Origin of the sequence: Pseudomonas sp. Sample_16, assembly GCF_004307665.1 — a bacterium.
Classification (GTDB): Bacteria; Pseudomonadota; Gammaproteobacteria; order Pseudomonadales; family Pseudomonadaceae; genus Aquipseudomonas.
In genome coordinates this window covers 1-20,246 of sequence record NZ_RCOB01000070.1, presented here as the reverse complement: position 1 = coordinate 20,246, position 20,246 = coordinate 1, and the positions used below count along the sequence as shown (strand labels likewise).

The 20,246-nt window shown below is 58.8% G+C and carries 15 protein-coding genes; 11 read left to right on the top strand and 4 right to left on the bottom strand.

Going from position 1 to position 20,246, the window contains the following annotated elements:
- The first annotated feature begins 47 nt into the window (after positions 1-47).
- Positions 48-956 (top strand): LysR family transcriptional regulator, encoded by a 909-nt coding sequence (locus D8U69_RS10455; RefSeq protein WP_130907258.1) that lies wholly within the window; start codon positions 48-50, stop codon positions 954-956.
- Positions 957-960: 4 nt separating this feature from the next.
- On the opposite strand, the gene D8U69_RS10450 is transcribed toward D8U69_RS10455, so the two are convergent.
- Positions 961-1,215 carry a hypothetical protein gene (locus D8U69_RS10450; protein WP_056855469.1) on the bottom strand — a complete coding sequence of 85 codons (255 nt, stop codon included), beginning with the start codon at positions 1,213-1,215 and terminating at the stop codon, positions 961-963.
- Positions 1,216-1,378: 163 nt separating this feature from the next.
- On the opposite strand from D8U69_RS10450, the gene D8U69_RS10445 reads away from it, so the two are divergent.
- Positions 1,379-1,696, top strand: a complete 318-nt coding sequence (locus D8U69_RS10445; protein WP_056855470.1) for a DUF883 family protein — start codon at positions 1,379-1,381, stop codon at positions 1,694-1,696.
- Positions 1,697-1,753: 57 nt separating this feature from the next.
- On the opposite strand, the gene D8U69_RS10440 is transcribed toward D8U69_RS10445, so the two are convergent.
- Positions 1,754-2,794 carry an Ldh family oxidoreductase gene (locus D8U69_RS10440; RefSeq protein ID WP_056855471.1) on the bottom strand — a complete coding sequence of 347 codons (1,041 nt, stop codon included), beginning with the start codon at positions 2,792-2,794 and terminating at the stop codon, positions 1,754-1,756.
- Between the two features lie 219 nt (positions 2,795-3,013).
- On the opposite strand from D8U69_RS10440, the gene D8U69_RS10435 reads away from it, so the two are divergent.
- Both D8U69_RS10435 and D8U69_RS10430 read left to right on the top strand, forming a co-directional pair.
- The gene (locus D8U69_RS10435) at positions 3,014-7,828 is read left to right on the top strand and encodes a DUF6543 domain-containing protein (protein ID WP_130907257.1); all 4,815 of its coding nucleotides are present in this window, start codon (positions 3,014-3,016) and stop codon (positions 7,826-7,828) included.
- Positions 7,829-8,020: 192 nt separating this feature from the next.
- Complete coding sequence (locus D8U69_RS10430) at positions 8,021-9,028, top strand: FecR family protein (RefSeq protein ID WP_056855473.1); 1,008 nt, start codon at positions 8,021-8,023, stop codon at positions 9,026-9,028.
- Between the two features lie 53 nt (positions 9,029-9,081).
- Here the strand turns inward: D8U69_RS10430 and D8U69_RS10425 are convergent, their stop codons facing one another.
- Positions 9,082-11,427: an acylase gene (locus tag D8U69_RS10425; protein WP_130907256.1), complete on the bottom strand. Its 2,346-nt coding sequence runs from the start codon at positions 11,425-11,427 to the stop codon at positions 9,082-9,084.
- A 248-nt stretch (positions 11,428-11,675) separates the two neighbouring features.
- Between D8U69_RS10425 and D8U69_RS10420 the strand changes: the two genes are divergently transcribed.
- Complete coding sequence (locus tag D8U69_RS10420; protein WP_056855475.1) at positions 11,676-12,047, top strand: hypothetical protein; 372 nt, start codon at positions 11,676-11,678, stop codon at positions 12,045-12,047.
- 24 nt (positions 12,048-12,071) lie between these two features.
- Here the strand turns inward: D8U69_RS10420 and D8U69_RS10415 are convergent, their stop codons facing one another.
- A complete protein-coding gene (locus D8U69_RS10415) occupies positions 12,072-12,260 on the bottom strand; it encodes a hypothetical protein (protein ID WP_130907255.1) in 189 nt (62 codons plus the stop codon).
- Positions 12,261-12,547: 287 nt separating this feature from the next.
- Here D8U69_RS10415 and D8U69_RS10410 point away from each other — a divergent pair, with 287 nt between their 5' ends.
- The 6 genes from D8U69_RS10410 to malQ all read left to right on the top strand — a co-directional run.
- Entirely contained in the window at positions 12,548-12,994 is a 447-nt protein-coding gene (locus D8U69_RS10410) for a DUF411 domain-containing protein (RefSeq protein ID WP_056855476.1), read from the top strand.
- The gene (locus D8U69_RS10405) at positions 12,994-13,428 is read left to right on the top strand and encodes a YqaA family protein (protein ID WP_056855598.1); all 435 of its coding nucleotides are present in this window, start codon (positions 12,994-12,996) and stop codon (positions 13,426-13,428) included. The genes D8U69_RS10410 and D8U69_RS10405 overlap by 1 nt, the downstream gene beginning before the upstream one ends.
- Positions 13,429-13,511: 83 nt before the next feature.
- Positions 13,512-14,534: an alpha/beta hydrolase gene (locus tag D8U69_RS10400; protein ID WP_056855477.1), complete on the top strand. Its 1,023-nt coding sequence runs from the start codon at positions 13,512-13,514 to the stop codon at positions 14,532-14,534.
- A 639-nt stretch (positions 14,535-15,173) separates the two neighbouring features.
- Positions 15,174-16,760 (top strand): glycogen synthase GlgA, encoded by a 1,587-nt coding sequence (glgA, locus tag D8U69_RS10395; RefSeq protein WP_130905628.1) that lies wholly within the window; start codon positions 15,174-15,176, stop codon positions 16,758-16,760.
- 12 nt (positions 16,761-16,772) lie between these two features.
- Entirely contained in the window at positions 16,773-18,572 is a 1,800-nt protein-coding gene (gene treZ / locus D8U69_RS10390; RefSeq protein WP_130905629.1) for a malto-oligosyltrehalose trehalohydrolase, read from the top strand.
- Positions 18,565-20,246, top strand: a 1,682-nt coding sequence (gene malQ / locus D8U69_RS10385; protein WP_130907254.1) for a 4-alpha-glucanotransferase, incomplete at its 3' end; no start/stop codon positions are given. The genes treZ and malQ, both read left to right, overlap by 8 nt.

Below are 20,246 nucleotides of genomic sequence, written 5' to 3'. Positions count from 1 at the left end.
GCGGCGACACGGGATCATGAATAAAGCCCAGTTAGCTGCTGAATGATATGAACCAAATGAATATCAGCGATATCGATCTCAATTTGTTGAAAGTCTTTGAAGCCCTGCACGAAGAGTCCAGTGCCAGTCGAGCGGCGCTGCGCCTTGGTGTCACGCAATCGGCGGTCAGTGCCGCATTGCGGCGGTTGCGTGAGGTGTATGGCGACCAATTGTTTGTCCGAACCGGCCGGGGCCTCGCGCCAACGCTCAAGGCCAATCAACTCAAGCCGGTGGTCAGCGATGCACTGAATAAATGCCGGCAGAGCCTGGCGATGGTCGATCCCACTACCCACCATTACGACGGACGCTCGGTGAGTATCGGCTTGTCGGATGATTTCGAGATTGCCTACGGGCGTCGGCTGATAGAGGAAATTGCCCGCTGCGCGCCGAAGTTGCGCCTGATCTTTCGCCAGACCCACAGCCAGATCGTCGCTCAGGCCTTGATGGAACGCAGCATCGATCTGGCGATTACCGCCGGCGGGTTCGCCGAACGCTTGCTGAGCCGTCAGGTGCTGGGGGAAGGAAGTTACTTGTGTCTGGTCGACCCGCTGAGCCTCAGCGAGGGCCAGCAGACCATCAGTCTGGAGGAGTTCGTCACCCGTGAGCACATCCTTGTGTCTTCGGGGGGCTTTATCGGCATTACCGATGAAGGGCTGGCGGCAGTGGGCTTGAGTCGCCGGGTGTGCGCCTCGACCACGCACTTTGCAGCACTGCCGCATCTGCTCAAGGGCAGTCAGGCGGTGGCGACCATTCCGGCTCACGCGGCCAGGAGCATTGCTGCGCTCAGCGGCCTGACATTGCTGCCTTGCCCCTTGGCATTGCCGCGCTATCCGATCGAGCTGGGCTGGCGTACCAGCACCCAACCAGACCCGGTGGTGCTGAAAGTGCGCGAGGCGATCGTGGCGAGTTTTATGTAGCGACTTACTTGTTGGCGGCCATCAGGCGATTGACTTCACTGCGCACCATGTTCGAGTACTCCGGTGGCGACATGCCGTCCAGCTCGGCACGAACCCACTCGGCCCACTTGCCTTTGCGTTTAGCACGTTCGCCAAACAAGCGCGCCGCTTCACCCTTGGCTTTGCCCAGGTTGTTTTGCCAGAGTTCGAACAGACGGGATTTTTCATCTTCAAGCGCAGCGCGCTCGGCGAGGGATTTGTCGGCCAGATTGAAGCTCATGGGATTTTTCCTGCTGCATAAAATAGGCGACATCTTACACTGTAGGATGAATCGTCCTGCGCTGGATTTCCTTGGAATCGGGCTGACGCGAGAAATCGCTGCAACTTTTTCCAGTGCCGAGGACTCCATTGTTCACTGTTCACCCACTGCAAGGAGTACTTCAATGGCCCGGAAAACCGCCGCACAGGCTGCCGATGAACAAATCAAGGATCAAGCCTTCAGCGAGCTTCAATCGCTGATCGAAGAGTCGGAAAAGCTGCTCAAAAGCAGTGCCTCACTGGTCGGTGAGGAAGCAGAGACATTGCGTGGGCAAATCGCCCTGAAACTCCAGCAGGCCCGGGATTCGGTGACCAGCGTACGCAACCGGACACTGCCTGCAGTCGAGGCCACTGAAACCTACATCGGCGGCCACCCTTGGCAGACGGTTGCGGTATCGGCGGGTTTCGGCCTTGTGGTGGGGATGCTCCTGGCACGCCGCTGATCATCAACCTGAACACAAAACCTGTGGGAGCGAATTCGCTCCCACAGGTTTTTCAGATCAGAGCCCTGCCAGCTCCCGCAGATCCGCCAGTGTCTGCTCATCGAGTGCGATGCCGTCGGCTTGCGACTTGGCCCGCTGATAGTGACGCCGATCACCCGGCAATCGCTTGAGCCCCACACCGTGCATCTGTCGCACCAACTCCTGACTGCGTTCGGCGAAGTTCTGCCCGGCGGCTTTGCTCGGGTCGATGACGATCAACAATTGACCGGTCCAGGGAGTCTTTGCGCCCGGGTGATTTTTCCAGTCGAACTCGAAAGAAAAATTACCCCCGGTCAACGCCGCCGCCAACAGCTCCACCATCATCGACAGCGCCGAGCCCTTGTGCCCGCCGAACGGCAACAACGCGCCACCTTCAAGAATCGCCTTCGGGTCCTGGGTCGGCTGACCGAGACTGTCCACGCCCATGCCGGGTGCCAGGCGCTCGCCCTTGCGCGCAGCGATCTGAACATCGCCGTGGGCGATGGCGCTGGTGGCCAGATCGAACACGATTGGCTCGCCGTCAGCCCGAGGGGCAGCGAAGGCAATCGGGTTGGTGCCGAACAATGGTCGATCGGCACCGTGGGGCACCACACACGTCATGCTGTTGACCACACTGAGCGCCACCAACCCTTCATAGGCAAAGGGTTCAACGTCCGGCCAGAGCGCCGCGAAGTGGTGGGAATTACGGATCGCCAGGACCGCGATGCCCGCGCTGCGAGCCTTTTCTATCAATAGTGGCCGAGCGGCAGCCAGGGCCGGTTGCGCAAAACCGTTTTTGGCATCGACCCGGACAAACCCCGAAGCCACATCCTCGACCGTCGGAACAGCCTGGCCGTCGACCCAGCCGCTCTTGAGCGTCGAGACATAGCCAGGCATACGGAACACGCCGTGGCTGTGGGCGCCGTCGCGCTCGGCACCGGCGCAGTTTTGCGCCAGCACCCGCGCGACATCGGCCGAAGTGCCGTGACGCAGGAATATCTTCTCAAGCAGTGCCGTCAGCTCATCGAGTGACAGGTTTTGCGAGACAACAGTAGACACATGTTCGTGTGGCGCAGACATCTGAAGCTCCAGACTAATTATTGGAGGGGGCTACAGCGTACGTAGAGCGCCGATTAACAACGCGCGGCGTATGCGCTGTCAACCCTTCGGTGGTGCCTGTTTGCATGAACATGGACCTGTCGTGCGTTAACTATCTACCACCCGTACCGCAGCCGCGGCTTTTAGTCTCGACGCTCCATCCATTGGCGCTCTGCGCAGTGCCTTGTTCGAGATTCGATAATGCCTGTACCTCCAGATCCACTGTTTTTCCCCGAAGCCCTGCAGTCCCCCGGCCGTTGGACTGAACTGGGCAATATCCACGGCCTGGCGCGCAAAGATTTCGAATGGTTCAAGCACATTGAACTCACCAGCCAGACCCTGCGCAGTCGTCAGTCACCACCGATGCTCGTCGAAAGAATACTGATAGGCACCTCCGACCAGGTACCGGTGCCTCTTGCCGGCTGTTTCGTGTTGAGCCCTTCTCCGGATACCAACGGGGCGATCGTTTATACACCCTACGCCGGCATTCAGAAGTTCTACAGCCGAGCAGCCTTGACCGAACACCTGGTACAAAAACTTGGCGACGCTGACGAGGACGATAACCTGCTGGCCTTCATGTCCCTTGCCCAGCGCAAGACGCTGGCGGAGGCTACCAGCGTCCAGGTGGCTTATCAGACGATCGATGGCGATGTATTCGAAGACCAGGGTGCTGCCATCCGCCAAAACCTGGCTGTGAATGATCAGGCACTCATCGACGAACTGGTTGCCCTGCCGTCCCTCGATTCATTGCTCGACACGATAATTGCCGACTTGCTGGCGAACACGCAGCCCGGGCTCGATCAGCGTCAGACCCGGGCAGATTTTTATCTCGACGCCACTGTCGGCCAGACGCAGAACACCTTTGAACGCTTGAGCAACTCCTTGTCACTGAAGGCTGCGGTGCTGTCCCATTACCGCAATCAACAGTGGCCAGCGGGTCAACATGTCGAGTTTTCTCACCCGCAGAAAAACGCCAGCAGTTCCGACCAGCAACATTGGCAAGCTGCGGTACTTAGCGCCTCCAGCAAACTGCTGCCCCTGCTTTTCCAGCGCTTGGAAGCCTACTGGGAAGCACCCGCGGCCGGTGACGGTGCAACGCGCCGGTCACTCTTCAGCAGGGCCCTGTGTCAGCAGGCACGAGCAGATATTTTGCTCAAGCGTGAGGCGAAGATCATCAGCCCCGACCAAAGCCGTGCCCTGCACACTTTGTTTCAACCAACCGCCACCACGCACACCGTTACCCTGGAGACGGTGCGCCTGTGGGAGCAGCAAGCCAACTTCGTGGAATTGGCGGGCTCGCTGATGATCAGCCACTCGACTGCCTACCTTTACACCCCGACCCAGGGATTACAGGTACTGAAAGACTATCAAGACTTGAAAGCGACGTTGATGAGCAAGTTCAGCGCCAGTGGTCACGAGGATGAACTCTATGGCCTGCTGAGTCTGGGCGAACGAAACAGCTTCATCGGATTCGATCAGCCGCAAGTCTCCGGAGAGGTCGTTTACGGCCCGATATTCACGGTACTGTTCGAGGCAATCATCACCAAACAACGGCAAAACATCGAATACGCCTTGCAGGTTTTCCGCCACAGCGACGGCACGGTGAACCTCCATGCCCTGTTCGACAAGGCGCTGGATATACGTTCGATGATCAGCGAACGCTTGCTCGCGCTCGGCACCGATGGTCGCTGGAGTACACAGCCAATGCTGGTGGGCAAGCAAAAACCCTCGGCGGTGCGCGGCGACACCGCGGCGGCCTACGTGAAAACTTTCACGGCTGTCGAAACACCGATCAGCACAGACTTCGCCGCCCAACCGATCACTTCACTGGCGTTGCAACGGCTCTATCTGGAGAAAATCAAACCGAAAATAGCCCATGCCCTGTCCGTCGGAGTTGGCGGGGAAGCCAGGCTGCGGGTGCTTGATAAAACCTTGCGGACGGCAGAACAGTCCATCGTCGACACGGTGTTCAACCCCGATCAACCGGATCGCAAAAGTCGCCGCGCACTCAATGGATTCCGGCCTGACGCCTACACGCTGATGATTGAATGCAGCGGACAGAAAGAGCTGCTGCCCTTGGCCAATTGCGTGCTGCTGACCGAGCGTGGCGGACTTGATAACCAACATTCGGGACGCGTCATTTTAAGGTCCCCGGCAGCAGGACTCGAGGTCTTTGATTCGCTCAACCGCGCGAAACAGGTACTGAACCGACGCCTGCTCGACCCTCGCATCCGTCTGGAGCTGCTGGAGAACCTGTCCCCCGCCCTGCGTCAATTTCATCAACGCTACTCAATCCACGCGTTGCGGCTGATCGAAGGCAACGTGATGGAGCACCTCACGCAATCATCCATCGAACACTTTCTGGCCACTTGTGAGCAGGTACGCTCGCGCAAGCTTGCGCAGGCCAAAGAGCGCAAGGCACTTGGCGAACTGACGAAAAACATCATCGACACCAACTTGCCCAGGGCCGCCAGTATCGCCAAAGCCATTTCACAACAGCAGTCCTTACCCGCCTGGCTGGGCATGGCGCCCGTCGAAGAGCAACAGTTGCACATCGAATTGCTGGAGCAGTACCGCAACAGCGTTACCGATGACAAAGACTATCTGCATGGAATACAGACGCTATCTGACTACACGCGCGAGCGGTTGAAGTCATTGCTTGCCAGCCGGTTTCCCGGGACGTCGCTCAGCCCTGACGACATCACAATCACCCCCAACCTGGCGTTGGCCGGCCCGCCTCTGGCCCTGACCGATTTCGCCCTCAATCACGTCAAGATTGCTCAAGGCACGGGCTTCAAGATCACATCAACCACGACCACCTCGCTGCCCGAGGGACTGAACCAGAGCGTTGTTCAACAGTTTTTGCAGTCCCTGAATATCGAGAGTGACTTTGCAAAACGGGTGGCGGATACATTGACCGGCGCTGACACTGAAGAGTGTAAACGTCGTTTTGCCCAACAGCTTCCTTGGCAGCTCTTGCAGCATGCTCACGCATTGAAGTTGCAACAGCGTCTTTCCAGCGAGGCATTCGATCTGGTCAGCCAAGTGCTCGATATGCCGGACGCCACCGCTCGAGCCTCGGTGGAAGGCGCGCACGCTATCGTCCGACCGCTCGAACTGATCAAGACAGCGGGGGCTGCTGCCATCAAAACCCTGGGACTGTATTTGATCAGCCCTGGTGCCGGCCATCACGGGCCGCATGTCCTGTATGCGCCATACTTTGCAGGCTCGGCTTTCAGCGAGTTTGAAAGCGAGGCCAAAGTCGTTGCGGCGATCAATACCCCCGGTTCATTCCAGGACCTGGTGATTCGGCGATTACCTGAAAACCAACAATCGATCTTCAGTAACCTGCTCAAGTCCACGATCGGCGAGGAAAGCGAAATCACCCTCGCCTCGTCTGCCATTGACGGCAATCTGTTGGATAGCTTGTTCAGCGACAATGCCAGCCTGTTGCAGCGAATGCTCGGCAGCCGATCGCTTGCCAACGGCCAGTCGGATTGGGAGGCCGTCAAACATCTGTTCAGCTCCGGTCTCAAATTGGCGTCCGGTCTGTTGCCGGGCAAACTCGCCTATGTGCAGTTCTTATGGCAAAGCTTCAAGGATTTCAAAGCCTCCGCCGAAGCGTTGCAGGACCACCATTGGACGCGGGCCTTGCAGGCGTTTATTGCCGGTACGGTACAAATGGTCTCCTTGGGGCGTTTGTCGCTCGAGAATGAACAGCTGACATTGCAGGAATCCAGCGAAACAACACCGGTCATCACCGCCGTGACTAAACCGAAATGGTCTGAGATCAAACTGACGTCTGCCTCACGCACTCAATTGCAAACCTTCGAAGCGTCGACCGTGTCCCTGAAAGATCTGAGCAAAAATGCCGTCGATGGCACCTACCTCAATTCAGTCGACAAACACCGTTACGCGCCCATCGCCGGCAAGGTCTATCGCGTCGATAAACCCGCTGCGGTCTGGCAAATCCTCAATGCCAGCCACGACGGGCCCTATCTGGCGAGCACATCGACCCGGCAATTGGTGCTCGACCCCGACGTGCACACCGTGCATTACGGAAAAGCCCTGTCAAAAATGCGTAACGACTATGTGGCGAGCCTCGAAGCCAGGCTGGTACTGAACATCGAAGCGCGGGGCATGGCAGCCATCCGCGCCAATCATCCGGAAAAGGCCCGCATGATTGTGCAGGCCATCGACCTGGCGCGCTATTACGCCTTCAACAGCCTGCACAATCTGGCGCAACAAAGGCAACTCACCAGTGGCACGCGCCTCGACACCTTTCTCAAGCGTTTTTTTGATGTCAGCGCCGTCGACACCGCCCTGCTCGATAAAATCAAACAGGCGATACTGCCGGTGTGTACGGCACTGGTGGATCCGGACGAAGACTTGATGAACACCGAGCGCTTTGTCGTCGGTTCGAACAAATACCAGCAAGCCAATCTGATCGCGTTCGTGGTCAATGATGACGCAAGCAACCATGTGCATTTCACTGAAAGGTTCTTCGATCAACAACTGGACTGGTACAAGTCCTGTCTGACTGAACCCTTTGATGTCGATGGTCACAGCCAGGCAGCCACGCTGATTCACGAATTTTCCCATCAGTTTTCAAAAACCCTGGATATCGCGACCCTGGAGGCCCGGCGGCCATTTCTCGATCTTGTCGCACCGATCACCGGTTACGGCCGGGCAATGAAGCAAAGTCAGACGAAGTTTCAGCGGGAGGCGTTGTCCCTGAGCACCCCGAAGGAGGAACTCTTCGCACGCTGGAACAGTCGCTTGCAGTCATGGATAAGCCTGGATTCGATCCCGGGTTCGACTCACATTGGCAAGGAAATCCTCACTATTGCGGGCACCCGTACCATGGCAGCAGCCCGCGATGCGTTCCTGGATCCGAGTAACGCAGAGAAACGGATCGACATCATTTTGCGCAATGCCGATTCGATTGCCTTTCTGATTTGTGAAATGGGGCGGCAGCTCGACCCGCTTCCATCCACTTCCAACACGTCAGCCTGATCTATTAAACATGCGCAGATCCGCCGGGTCTGCCCGTGAATGTTTTTTCACACTGACGACGAATAAAACCTGGCGTCCCCGTGTTTACGGGCATCCCGGTAAAAATAAACGCTCTTTGATGGTTAATTGCCATGACCGATGTTTCTCGCCGGCCGCCCTCAAGGTTAGAATGGCGCAAATCAGGATGAGTCAATGACCGACCACTCTCTCTCCCAAGACGAATACGACGCCATCACCGATGCCGCAGCGCATTGGTGCATGCGCTTGCACGCCGAAGACTGCACCGCGCAGGAGCGTCTGGCGTTCGAGCAGTGGCGCAGTGCACACCCGCTTCATGCCTTCGAGTACGAAGCCATGCTGGAAATCTGGGATGTCGCGGGGGATTTGCCTCGTCCAGAGCCTGCTGTCGTCGTGCCGATGGTGCCCGTCAAGTCACAGTCTCCATGGCGCACCGTTGGCATGGCCGCCGCCGTCTGTGCACTGGCACTGCCGCTGGCGGCCTACAGCGGCTGGAATCTGGGCTGGCTGCCCAATTCATACCAGCACTTTGAAGCGACCAACAACATACGCCAGGTCACTTTGAATGACGGCAGCAAAGTCGAACTGAACCTGGGCAGCGAGCTGACCTACAGCAATTACAAGGATCGTCGTCAGGTCACTCTGAAAAAGGGCGAAGCGTTTTTCAGCGTCAGCCATGACACTGGCCACCCTTTCGTGGTCAAGGCGGCTGAAGGCAAGATCCGCGTCACCGGTACCAGGTTCAATGTCTGGATGTATGAAGACCAGGTCAAAGTGAATCTGATCGAAGGATCGGTGCTGGTCAGCAGCAATGATGACCTGCCGGGAGATGGTTTGAGGCTTGGCCCGTCGATGCAGGCCAGTTACCGCCAGGGCGATTACATTCCGCAGATCAGCCAGACCTACGACAACGATAACGCGTTGGCCTGGCTCAACGGCAAGTTGGTACTCGATGACCTGGCACTCAACGATGCGTTGCCATTGATCAACCGCTACCTGGAAAACCCGTTGATGGTTGCCGACCACAATACCGGCGCGATCCGGATTGGGGGTATCTACAACATCAAGGAACTCAATAGCCTGGTGGCCACCCTGCCCAAGGTGCTGCCGGTCTACCTGACCCGCAACAAAGAGGGCAACCCGGTCCTCAACTCCATCCCGCAACAACCGCCGAAAAGCTGAAAGGCCGCATCCTTTGCCGAGTGCGGCCTTTCATTCAACGGTTGCAGCGGTGTTTACTGTGCCGCCACCTTCCCGGTTCTTTCATCCTGCTCGCGCAGGGTCATGGCCTGATAGTGCGGATCGGCCTGGATCTGTTGCTCGGTGAACGGCAGCACACTCAACTGTTTTTTCGAAAATGCCTCAGTCTGATCCCGCGCGTACTTCGAAGACGGGTCACTGGAGAGCGAGAACGCCAACACACCTTTGGCCTGCGGACCGTTCTCATCGAACGTCACCACCTGCAAGTAGCTGGTGCCGCTGACAACTTCGCGTTTGCCGTCGCTGCGGGGCACACTCTGGATGGCGTTGTAGACGCCCAATGTTCCCGGCCCACCGTGAATCGGCGTTTGCTGGCCACCGCTGCTGACGACTTGAACATCACCCCAGCGCGTGGCCTGCTTCAGCCCGGAGGCGTTGACCTGCTCCACCGAGGCCAACATCGCCTGGCGCAGCGCTTGCACCACGTGCGGACGATCGAGCGCCAAACCCCGTGGCGTGTGTTGCGGGTCTTTGGGATCGAACGCTACACGCCAGACATCCGGCATTTGCTGCAAAGCTTCCATGACATTCTGGAAGTGTACGAAGCCCAGGCCACTGTCCAGATTTGCCTTGCGGTCCCAGGCCTTGAAACTGGCGCACAGCGGGGCCAGCGTTTTCGCATCGGTGCCAAGACCATCGGCGCAGAACTGCAGCAGGTCCGGCATCACTAGTGCGGCCTGATAGACCTGATCATCCATCACCATGTGTTGCAGATCCTGCGCGCTGAGCGTTCCCGCCTGGGTCAGTCTGCCCAACCGTTGCAGGGCGAATCGCGCACGCAAACCCAATGGCTGATTGTCCTGGCTGATCAGCGGCGAGAAACCGGTCAACGGTTGCGCCGGGTTGGCCATCCAAGCCGAATCATTGGAATGCTGCACAAAGTCCTTGCGCAACAGTTGCGGCAGCTTGTCTGCTGCATAAATGCCTTTCTGCGCGGCCCGCGGGTCAATGTCCCACGCGCACGCACTGTTCGAACCGTCGAGAATGATCATTTCCAGACCGATACGCGGATCGCTGCACTGCGCCAGTTTCTCGGCACTGACGTTGGGCACCACCGACAGATTCATGTACAGGGTTTGCCCCTTGTCATCCGCCGCCAGCGTATTGACCCAAGGGATGCCCTGGATCTTGTTGACACTGGCCTGAAACGCTTCAAGGCTATCGGCGCGATTCATCGCGTACCACTGGGCCAACACCCGATCGTTATCCAGGTTGGCATCACGCAGGCTGTAGGCAAACTGGTTATCCCAATCCAGTTTGCCGGGCCATTGCACGATCGGGCCGAACTGCGAGCTGTACACCACGTGGGAAATGGCTTTGATCGTTCCATCGGCTTGCTTCACATCGACGGTCAGTGCTTGCCTGTGCATCGGCAGTGACTGGCCGTCGAGCAGATAGCGGGTCGGATCCTTTGGATCGAGTTGCAAGCGGTACAGGGTGAAATGCTTGGACGTGTCCACGGTGTGGGTCCAGGCCAAATGCCGGTTGAAACCGATATTGATCAACGGCAGGCCCGGCAATGCAGCCCCCATCACATCCAGTTTGCCCGCAATAGTCAGGTGCATCTGATAGAAACGCATGCCGCCGACCCACGGAAAATGAGGGTTTGCCAACAACATGCCACGGCCGTTGAAGGAGCGCTCGCTGCCCACCGCCACCGCATTGCTGCCGCGGTCGAGGGCAAAACGCTGCAGGCGCGAAGCAGCCAGCTGAAATGACGCGCGCTCACCGGCATGGGTGGCGACGGCAGTCGGGGGTGTCGCCCCCGCCACCGCCTCGGCAAATTGCCCGATCCCCCCTTCGACCAACAGCCGTCGAGTCAACTTGACCAGGTCCGTGGTGGTGATTTCCCGCACCCAGTCGCCCTGACATTGCGCCGGTAGCCCCTGCCCTCGGCTTTGCGACAGGAATCGGTTGTAGCCGGCCACATAACCTTCCATCAGTTCGCGCACTTCAGGGGTTTGTGCCCGCCAGAACCCGCTGACCGCCTGCTCTGTGTTCAAGCCATTGAAAAACAAGTCGCTGGCCAGGTTTGCTCGCTCTTCCAACGTGAATTGATCAGGGCCGAAATAACGCGAGCGTTGACCGTTCACCGTGACGATCTCATTCGCCAGCAAACACAGGTTATCCTGAGCGTAGGCATAGCCGATGCCATAACCGAGCCCTCGCTCGTTTTCGGCACGAATGTGCGGAACACCGAACGTGGTCCGGCGGATATCGGCACTCGCCTGCTCAGGCTGGCTGCGTGCATTCGCCGCGAGACTGAGCCCCAAGAACAAACCTGCCAGGCTCAACCTGGTTAACTGGCTGGAAATAATCACACTCGCTCCTGATCGAAAAACAATGGTCACAGTTCTGCGTACTGACACGCACTGCGCATCCTTTCAGGGACGAAGCAAACGACAAAAATTTAGGAGAATGAACTGCCATCCAGAGGCGCCCGACAGAGCGGTGACGTAATGACGACGAAATTTCTACATTCAAGTCTTCATTATTTGGGTCGCTCATACGTCTTGTTATGCAAGAGCGCCCCATTTTTCCTGATCAGGCTCTGAAAAGGAGTTTTGCAATGTACAACTCGCATCTGCCAACGGACGGTAGCAACGCGCCAAAGAGCACCTCCATTGGGGTCGGCGTTTTCGACCAGCGTACCGAGCGCAATGGCAACGAGAGGATTCGCTTCCTGCTCAAAAGCTTTGGCTTGCGAACGAGTCTGATTCGCCTGAAAGTCATCGACGCTTTGCTGACAGCCGCCGAAAGCGACCGCAGCCTGGGCGTGCGCGGTGTACACAGTCATTTGCTGGAACTGGATATTCCCCTGTCCTTTCTGAGTGTGCGCGAGGTGTTGAAACGTCTGTGCAGCGAGGGCGTGATCGTCCTCAACCCGGACAAAAGCTACAGCCTCGACCCACGGGCCGCCGCGGTGCTGCACAACGATTGATCAAGTGGCCTTGAGCCTCACGGCTCAGGGCTTCACCTTGCGACGCATCACGCCATTGATCACGACCACGACCACCGCCACGCCGATGGCGATGTACTGGAACAGTTTTTCACTGATGACACCGGTGTTCTGCAAATACGAAAGGCCAAACATGATTCCCAGGACCACCAGGGAGATCAGAATCGAATATTTCAAACGTTGCGACTGGGTCATTGCAGTTCCTGAATCTGAATAAGTGTGTGCGCTGTGTACCCGATTGCTGCCAGATCCCTGCCGTTCAGTGGGGATGGGCGTTGCAACCGGGGCCACATGTTACATCAACTGCCTGAGCGTCGCCCCGGCTGACAAATTTGTCATGCCGCCCTCATCTGCCTGACAGCCTTGATCTACGATAATAGGGCTGCACTGCGCCGTAGTACTTTGAAACAAACCATGAATGCCTGCCCGGAAAAACCGGTCAGAATGCGTTTTTTCGCCCGCAATCCGAGACTTGACCCGTCATGCGAAACTCTCTGCGTCTGGCTGCCTTGAGCGCCCTGTTCATTTCTTCCCTGGCCCAGGCCGCTGACCTGATCCCGATCGAAGTCCACCGCGACGCCAATTGCGGCTGCTGCAAAAAATGGATCACTCACCTGGAAGCTAACGGCTTCAAGGTCGAGGACCACGTCGAAGCCAACATGAGTGAGTTCAAGCAACAGCATGGCGTACCGCCGCGTCTGGCGTCTTGCCACACCGGGCTGGTCAACGGCAAATTCGTTGAAGGCCATGTCCCGGCCGATCAGGTGCTGGCCCTGAGCAAACGCGACGACCTGCTGGGCGTGGCCGCGCCCGGCATGCCCATGGGCTCGCCCGGCATGGAGATGGACGGCATGAGCGATGCCTATCAGGTGATCGGCCTGAAAAAGGACGGCACGGATGTGGTCGTGGCCGACTACCCGGCCCATTGATTTTCGGCGCCTATATCGGTTTGTTCCTGGCGGCATTTGGTGCCGCGACCTTGTTGCCGTTGCAGTCCGAAGCCCTGCTGGTGGGCTTGCTGCTCAGCGACAAATACTGGCTATGGGCATTGTTGGCGGTGGCGACACTGGGCAATGTCCTCGGCTCGCTGGTGAACTGGTGGTTGGGCCGCGCCGTTGAACGCTACCGTGACCGGCGCTGGTTCCCGGTCAGCCCTGCTCATCTGGAAAAAGCCCGTATCCACTATCAGCGCTACGGACATTGGTCACTGCTGCTCAGCTGGCTGCCGATCATCGGCGACCCGCTGACGCTGGTGGCCGGTGTGTTGCGTGAGCCGCTGGGGCGATTCCTGCTGATCGTGACCCTGGCCAAGGGCGCCCGCTATGGCGTACTGGCATTGGCCACTTTGGGCTGGATGGGTTGAACCAACCGTGGTGGCGATTGCCTGTTTAATGTCGCCCTAATCATGCCGATCCAGGATCGGCGGATTTCCAATGGAGTTCACCCATGCCCTTGACCCGCTCACACTGGTTTGCCGGCCTGCTGCTCACCGCCGCACTGCCGGCCCTTGCCGCTGAAGGCCCGGCGTACGGTCCTGAATTACAAGGTTTTGCATACCCTTACACCGTCAAACACTTTGCCTTCCAATCCCAGGGCAAATCCCTGCAAATGGGTTACATGGACGTCGCCGCCCATGGCAAGGCCAACGGGCGCAGCGTGGTGCTGATGCACGGCAAGAATTTCTGCGGGGCCACCTGGGAAACCTCGATCAAGGCACTGAGTGACGCCGGTTACCGGGTCATCGCCCCGGACCAGATCGGTTTCTGCACATCCAGCAAGCCTGACCACTATCAGTACACGTTCCAGCAATTGGCGAGCAACACCCAGCAATTGCTCAAAGCCCTCGGCATCCAGAAAGCCACCCTGCTCGGCCACTCTACCGGTGGCATGCTCGCCACCCGCTATGCGCTGCAGTATCCCGATCAGGTTGAACAACTGGCGATGGTCAATCCCATCGGCCTGGAAGACTGGAAGGCCCTCGGCGTCCCGTACCGCACCGTCGATCAGTGGTACGAACGTGAGCTGAAGGTCAACGCGCAGGGCATTCATGATTATCAGCGCAGCACCTATTACGACGGGCGCTGGAAACCGGAGTTTGATCGTTGGGTAGACATGTACGCCGGTCTGGCCAAAGGCCCGGGCAAGGCTCAGGTCGCATGGAACTCGGCACTGATCTACGACATGATCTTCACCCAACCGGTGTATTACGAGTTCAAGGACTTGAAGATGCCGACCCTGTTGTTGATCGGCACGGCCGACAGCACCGCCATCAACAAGGACCTCGCTTCACCCGAGGTCAAGGCGAAGATCGGCCGTTACGACGTACTCGGCAAGCAGGTGGCAAAACTGATTCCCCAATCGACACTGGTCGAATTCCCCGGCATGGGCCACGCTCCGCAAATGGAAGAACCGGCGCAATTCCACAAGGCCCTGCTCGACTGGCTGAACAAAACCAACCCTGTGCGTTAATTGAGGCAAGGCTGAAGGCGGTGCCGATGACGCTGATTGGCGATTCGTGGGGTCAGCCCGTTCGTGTACTCAACGGATACCGCGTTATCGTTCATCGCGAGCAAGCTTTGCTCCTACTGAAGCGACCTGTAGGAGCAAAGCTTGCTCGCGATGAGCCCCGTACTCATGGCGACCACCCAAGAGCCTGCACTGCAATGGTGCATTGCCGCTGTTCACAGACGCACACCGATGTGACAGTACTGCTTCATTTCCTGACAAAACTGCAAAAAAACCTGCCCTTCGTCGGTGCGTAAGCCCTCAAATCCGGCACGCTCGTACCTCGTCAACCGATTGTCGAACAATTTTGCCATCTGCACTTTACCGCTCTAACTTCTGGCCTAGACTCATTTTCGGGGGGTAAAACCAGTCGGTCACAAAGTGGGAAAAAAGTCGAAACTTTTGCTACGCGTGGTCGGTCGACTAAAAGGAAGCTGCGATGCGACTGGTGCAATCCTTGCAATGGCTACTCCACCCATCTTGCTACAGCGCATTGGGCAGCGCTTGCTCACTGATGCGCAGCGCTTCAGCGCCCGGCCACAGGATTTGGCCACGAAACACCGTCTGCCAGGCCTAAGAAGATCAACAACGCGGGAGATTCATATGATTAGTGCGGCTTTAGATGTTCAGGGAGAACGTGCTCATCAGCATGTCGGCGAATCAAGCACTGTGAGTGCACCGGCTTCCCAATCGATCAGCGTTCCCGGCACCAAGACACTGGCTCCCGTGGCCAGCCGAAATCCGAACAAGAAAAAAGTCTTGTTCGTGACCTCGGAAATCGCCGATCTGGTGAAAACCGGAGGTTTGGGCGACGTTTCCGCTGCACTGCCCCGCGCCATGGCGCACTTGCACGATGTACGGGTTTTGATTCCGGGTTACCCGCAAGTGCTGCACAGCGAAAATCCGATTCACATCATTGGTGAGCTTGGCGGTCATGCCGCATTGCCGCCGTGCAAGATCGGGCGCATGGACATGCCCGATGGCTTGGTCATTTACGTGTTGATCTGCCCTGAACTCTACGAGCGCGAAGGTTCGCCTTATGGCGCCAACAATGGCCGCGACTGGCCGGACAATCACATTCGTTTCGCCCGCCTCGGTCTGGCCGCTGCCGATATCGCCGCCAACCTCGCCCAAATCCACTGGTGCCCGGACCTGGTGCACGCCCACGATTGGCCGGCCGGCCTGGCGCCTGCCTATATGCACTGGCGCGGGCAGCGTACCCCGACGCTGTTCACCATCCATAACCTCGCCTATCAAGGCGTGACCAGTCTGGGTTCCTGCCCGGAACTGGGTATTCCCCATCACGCACTGCAACAGGAAGGCATGGAGTTCTACGGCAAGATGTCGTTCCTCAAGGCCGGCATGGCCTACTCGAGCCACATCACCACCGTCAGCGCGACCTACGCCCAGGAAATCACTACACCGGATTTCGGCTGCGGTCTCGACGGCTTTCTCGCCGCCAAGACCCAGCAAGGTTTGCTCAGCGGCATTCCCAACGGTATCGATGAAAGCTGGGACGCCGCCACTGACGCGCACTTGCTCTGCCCGTTCAGCATCGGTGACTGGGACGGCAAGGCCGCCAACGCCGCCCATGTACGCGAGTTGTTTGGCCTCGACGACTCCGAAGGTCCGCTGTTTGCCGTGGTTTCACGTCTGGTTTACCAGAAAGGCCTGGACCTTACCGAAGCGGTTTCCGAATACATCGTCAAATCCGGTGGCCAAATCGCGATCATCGGTCGTGGCGAGCCGGAAGAAGAACAAGCGATGCGCGAGCTGGCCTTGCGGTTCCCCGGGCAGGTCGGCGTGCGCATCGGCTTTAACGAAACCGATGCCCGGCGCATGTTCGCCGGCAGCGATTTCCTGTTGATGCCTTCACGCTATGAACCTTGCGGCCTGAGCCAGATGTACGCCCAGCGCTTCGGCTCCCTGCCGGTGGCGCGCAATACCGGGGGCCTGGCCGACACCATTGAAAACGGCGTGACCGGTTTCCTGTTCGATGAATCCACGGTCGAGAGTTATCAGGAGGCCCTGAGCCGCGCGTTCAAGGTCTTCGCATTTCCGGACTTGTTGCACGCCATGCGTTGCCGAGCCATGGCAGCACCGTTCAACTGGTGCAAAGCCGTCGAACCCTATGCCGAACTCTATGAACAACTGGTGGCCAAGGCCTTGGGGAAATCGCACAAACAATAAGAGGTTTTGCAAATGCCGTTACGGACCCTTGAGACCTGGCCCCACGGCGCAATCAAGCTGGACGCAGAACAAACGCGATTCGCGTTGTGGGCGCCAGATGCGTTTTACGTCAGTGTCGAATTGGAAAATGGACAATCCTTGCCGTTGATGCCCCAGGCCGACGGCTGGTTCGTGATCAACACCCGTTGCCCGGCGGGAACTCGCTATCGCTACAACATTGATGGCGAGATAGAGGTGCCTGACCCGGCCTCCCGTGCCCAGTCTGGTGGTATCGACCAACCCAGCGTGGTGGTCGATCCGCTGGCTTATCAATGGCAGAACAGCGCCTGGCAGGGGCGACCGTGGCACGAAGCGGTGATCTACGAGTTGCACGTAGGTCTGCTCGGCGGCTTTGAGGCGGTCGAGCAGCATCTGTCGCGCCTGGTCGAACTGGGCGTGACCGTGATCGAATTGATGCCTATCGCGCAATTTCCCGGAGCGCGCAATTGGGGTTACGACGGCGTGTTGCCGTACGCGCCGCAAGCTTCATACGGGACGCCCGAACAACTCAAGCACTTGATCGACACGGCCCACGGCCATGGTCTGGCGGTGATTCTCGACGTGGTCTACAACCACTTCGGGCCGGACGGCAATTACCTGCATCGCTACGCCAAAAGCTTCTTCCGCGAGGACAAGCACACGCCGTGGGGCGCGGCGATCGACTTCCGGCGGCGCGAGGTGCGGGATTTCTTCATCGACAACGCCTTGATGTGGTTGATGGAGTACCGCTTCGACGGTTTGCGCCTGGACGCGGTGCATGCCATAGAGGACCCGGACTTTCTCCAGGAGCTTGCTCAACGGGTGCGCCAGCAGACGGACCCCGCGCGACATATCTGGCTTACCGTGGAAAACGAACACAATCAGTCGAGCCTGTTGGAAAAAGGCTACGACGCGCAGTGGAACGACGATGGCCACAATGCGCTGCACGTGCTGCTGACCGGCGAAACCGACGCTTATTACGTCGATTACGCGAACAACCCTACGCAACAACTGGCCCGCTGCCTCAGCCAGGGTTTCGTGTTCCAGGGCCATATCAACCGCCATGGCGAACCCCGTGGCGAGCCCAGCGGTCATTTGCCGCCCAGCGCTTTCGTACTGTTCCTGCAGAACCATGACCAGATCGGCAACCGGGCATTCGGCGAGCGCCTGCACCAATTGGCCCATCCCGATGCACTGAAAGCTGCAACCGTATTGCTGCTGCTTTCGCCGATGATTCCGCTGATGTTCATGGGCGAGGAATTCGCTGCGCAGCAGCCGTTTCTGTTTTTCACCAGTCATCACGGCGAGTTGGCACAGCTGGTACGGGAAGGAAGGCGCAATGAGTTTGCTGCCTTCAGCGCCTTCGCCGATCCGCATAGACGCGAGCAGATTCCCGATCCCAACGACCCGCAGACCTTCAAAGCGTCACGGCCGAATCTGGCGCACAACCAGACTTCGCCGATGCACGCCTTGTATCGCCAGCTGTTGCAGATCCGCCACCAGCAGATCATCCCGCGCCTGCCCGGCACCCAGGCCCTGGATGCCGACGTCCTGGGCGTCGGTGCAGTCAGCGCGTCCTGGCGGTTGGGCGACGGCAGTTTGTTGCACATTGACCTGAACCTAAGCGACACGCCTGTACTCCACACTGCGTCGGCCAGAACTTCGTTGCTGTTTGAACACCCGCCCCGGTCCGCCAGTTTGCTCGACCGAGGCACTCTGGCTCCGTATTGCGCGCTTGTCAGCCTCACGGCCGCAGCCCCTTTGCTACCCCCGATGGAGAGCGCCAATGAGTGATGCGCAACTGGAAATCCTTGCAAGCCGGGCGGGCCTGGCAGTCGACTGGATCGACGCCAATGGCCGCCCGCAAAAAGTCGCCCCCGCAGTGCTGCGCAATGTCCTCACCGGTCTTGGTCACCCGGCCGGAAGTGCCCAGGAAATCGACGCCAGCCTGCAAGAGCTGCAACAGGTACAAGACACCCTGCACCTGCCACCTTTGATGACCGTGGACGTCGGCAGCGGGCTCGACCTGGCCCGCTACTTCCAGCCGGAAACGCCCTGCGAAGTTCACTTGGAAGACGGCTCCCGCCTGCATCTGAAACTGGATGCCGAGGCGATTCTGCCTGGGTTGATCCCGGTGGGTTATCAGCACGTCACCATCGACGGACAAACCTTTACCCTGGCCGTGGCCCCTGAGCGCTGTTACAGCGTCGGCGATGCGGTCGACAGTCCGATCCCCCGCGCCTGGGGCCTGAGCGTTCAGTTATATGCCTTGCGACGAGCCGGCGATGGCGGATTCGGTGATACCCAGGCGCTGGAAGATCTGGCACGGGTCGCCGGTGAGCGCGGCGCCGAGGCCCTGGCGATCAGTCCGCTGCATGCGATGTTCAGCAACGATACCGAACGCTACAGCCCTTATTCGCCCTCCAGTCGTCTGTTTCTGAACAGTCTGTACTGCGCGCCGGGGAGCATTCTCGGCGAACGGGCCATGCGTGCCGCTATCGATGCCACCGGTCTGGGCGCCGAGCTCAAGGATCTTGAGGCGTTGCCGCTGATCGACTGGCCCGCCGCCGCGGCAGCCAAACACAAACTGTTGCAGGCGCTGTACGAAGGCTTCGTACAAGGCGAGCACCCGTTGCACGCCGACTTCAGCAGTTTCCGCCACGCCGGTGGCGAAGCCCTGGAAAACCATTGCCGCTTCGAGGCCATCCAGGAAACACGGGCCGCCAATGGAGAAAGCCTCGACTGGCGCCAGTGGCCGGAACAATGGCGCAATCCGCGCAGCGCCGCGCTGGCTGAGTTCGCTGAGGAGAATGCCGGACGCATCGGCTTCTTCGCCTTCTGCCAATGGCTGATCACCCGCTGTCTGGAGCGTGCACAAGCCGCTGCCCGCAGCAGTGGCATGAGCATCGGCCTGATCGCCGATCTGGCGGTGGGTGCCGATGGCGGTGGCAGCCAGGCCTGGAGTCGTCAGGATGAATTGCTTGCCGCGCTGACGGTCGGCGCGCCACCGGACATTCTCAATCGCACGGGCCAAGGCTGGGGGATTTCGGCATTTTCGCCCGAAGGTCTGGTACGCAACGGCTTTCGTGCCTTCATCGAAATGTTGCGGGCCAATTTCGCCCACGCCGGCGGACTGCGAATCGACCACGTCATGGGCCTGCAACGTTTATGGGTCATCCCTAACGGCGCACCGCCTGCCGACGGCGCCTACCTTTACTACCCGATTGACGACTTGCTGCGTCTGCTGACGCTCGAATCCCATCGTCACAAGGCCATCGTCCTCGGCGAAGACCTGGGCACAGTGCCCGAGGGCCTGCGGGAAAAACTCAGCGCCCGCTCGATGCTGGGCATGCGTGTGTTGCTGTTTGAACAGGACAACACCCATTTCAAACCGATCCTCGACTGGCCGGACAATGCCCTGGCGACCACCAGCACCCACGACCTGCCGACCCTCAATGGCTGGTGGCA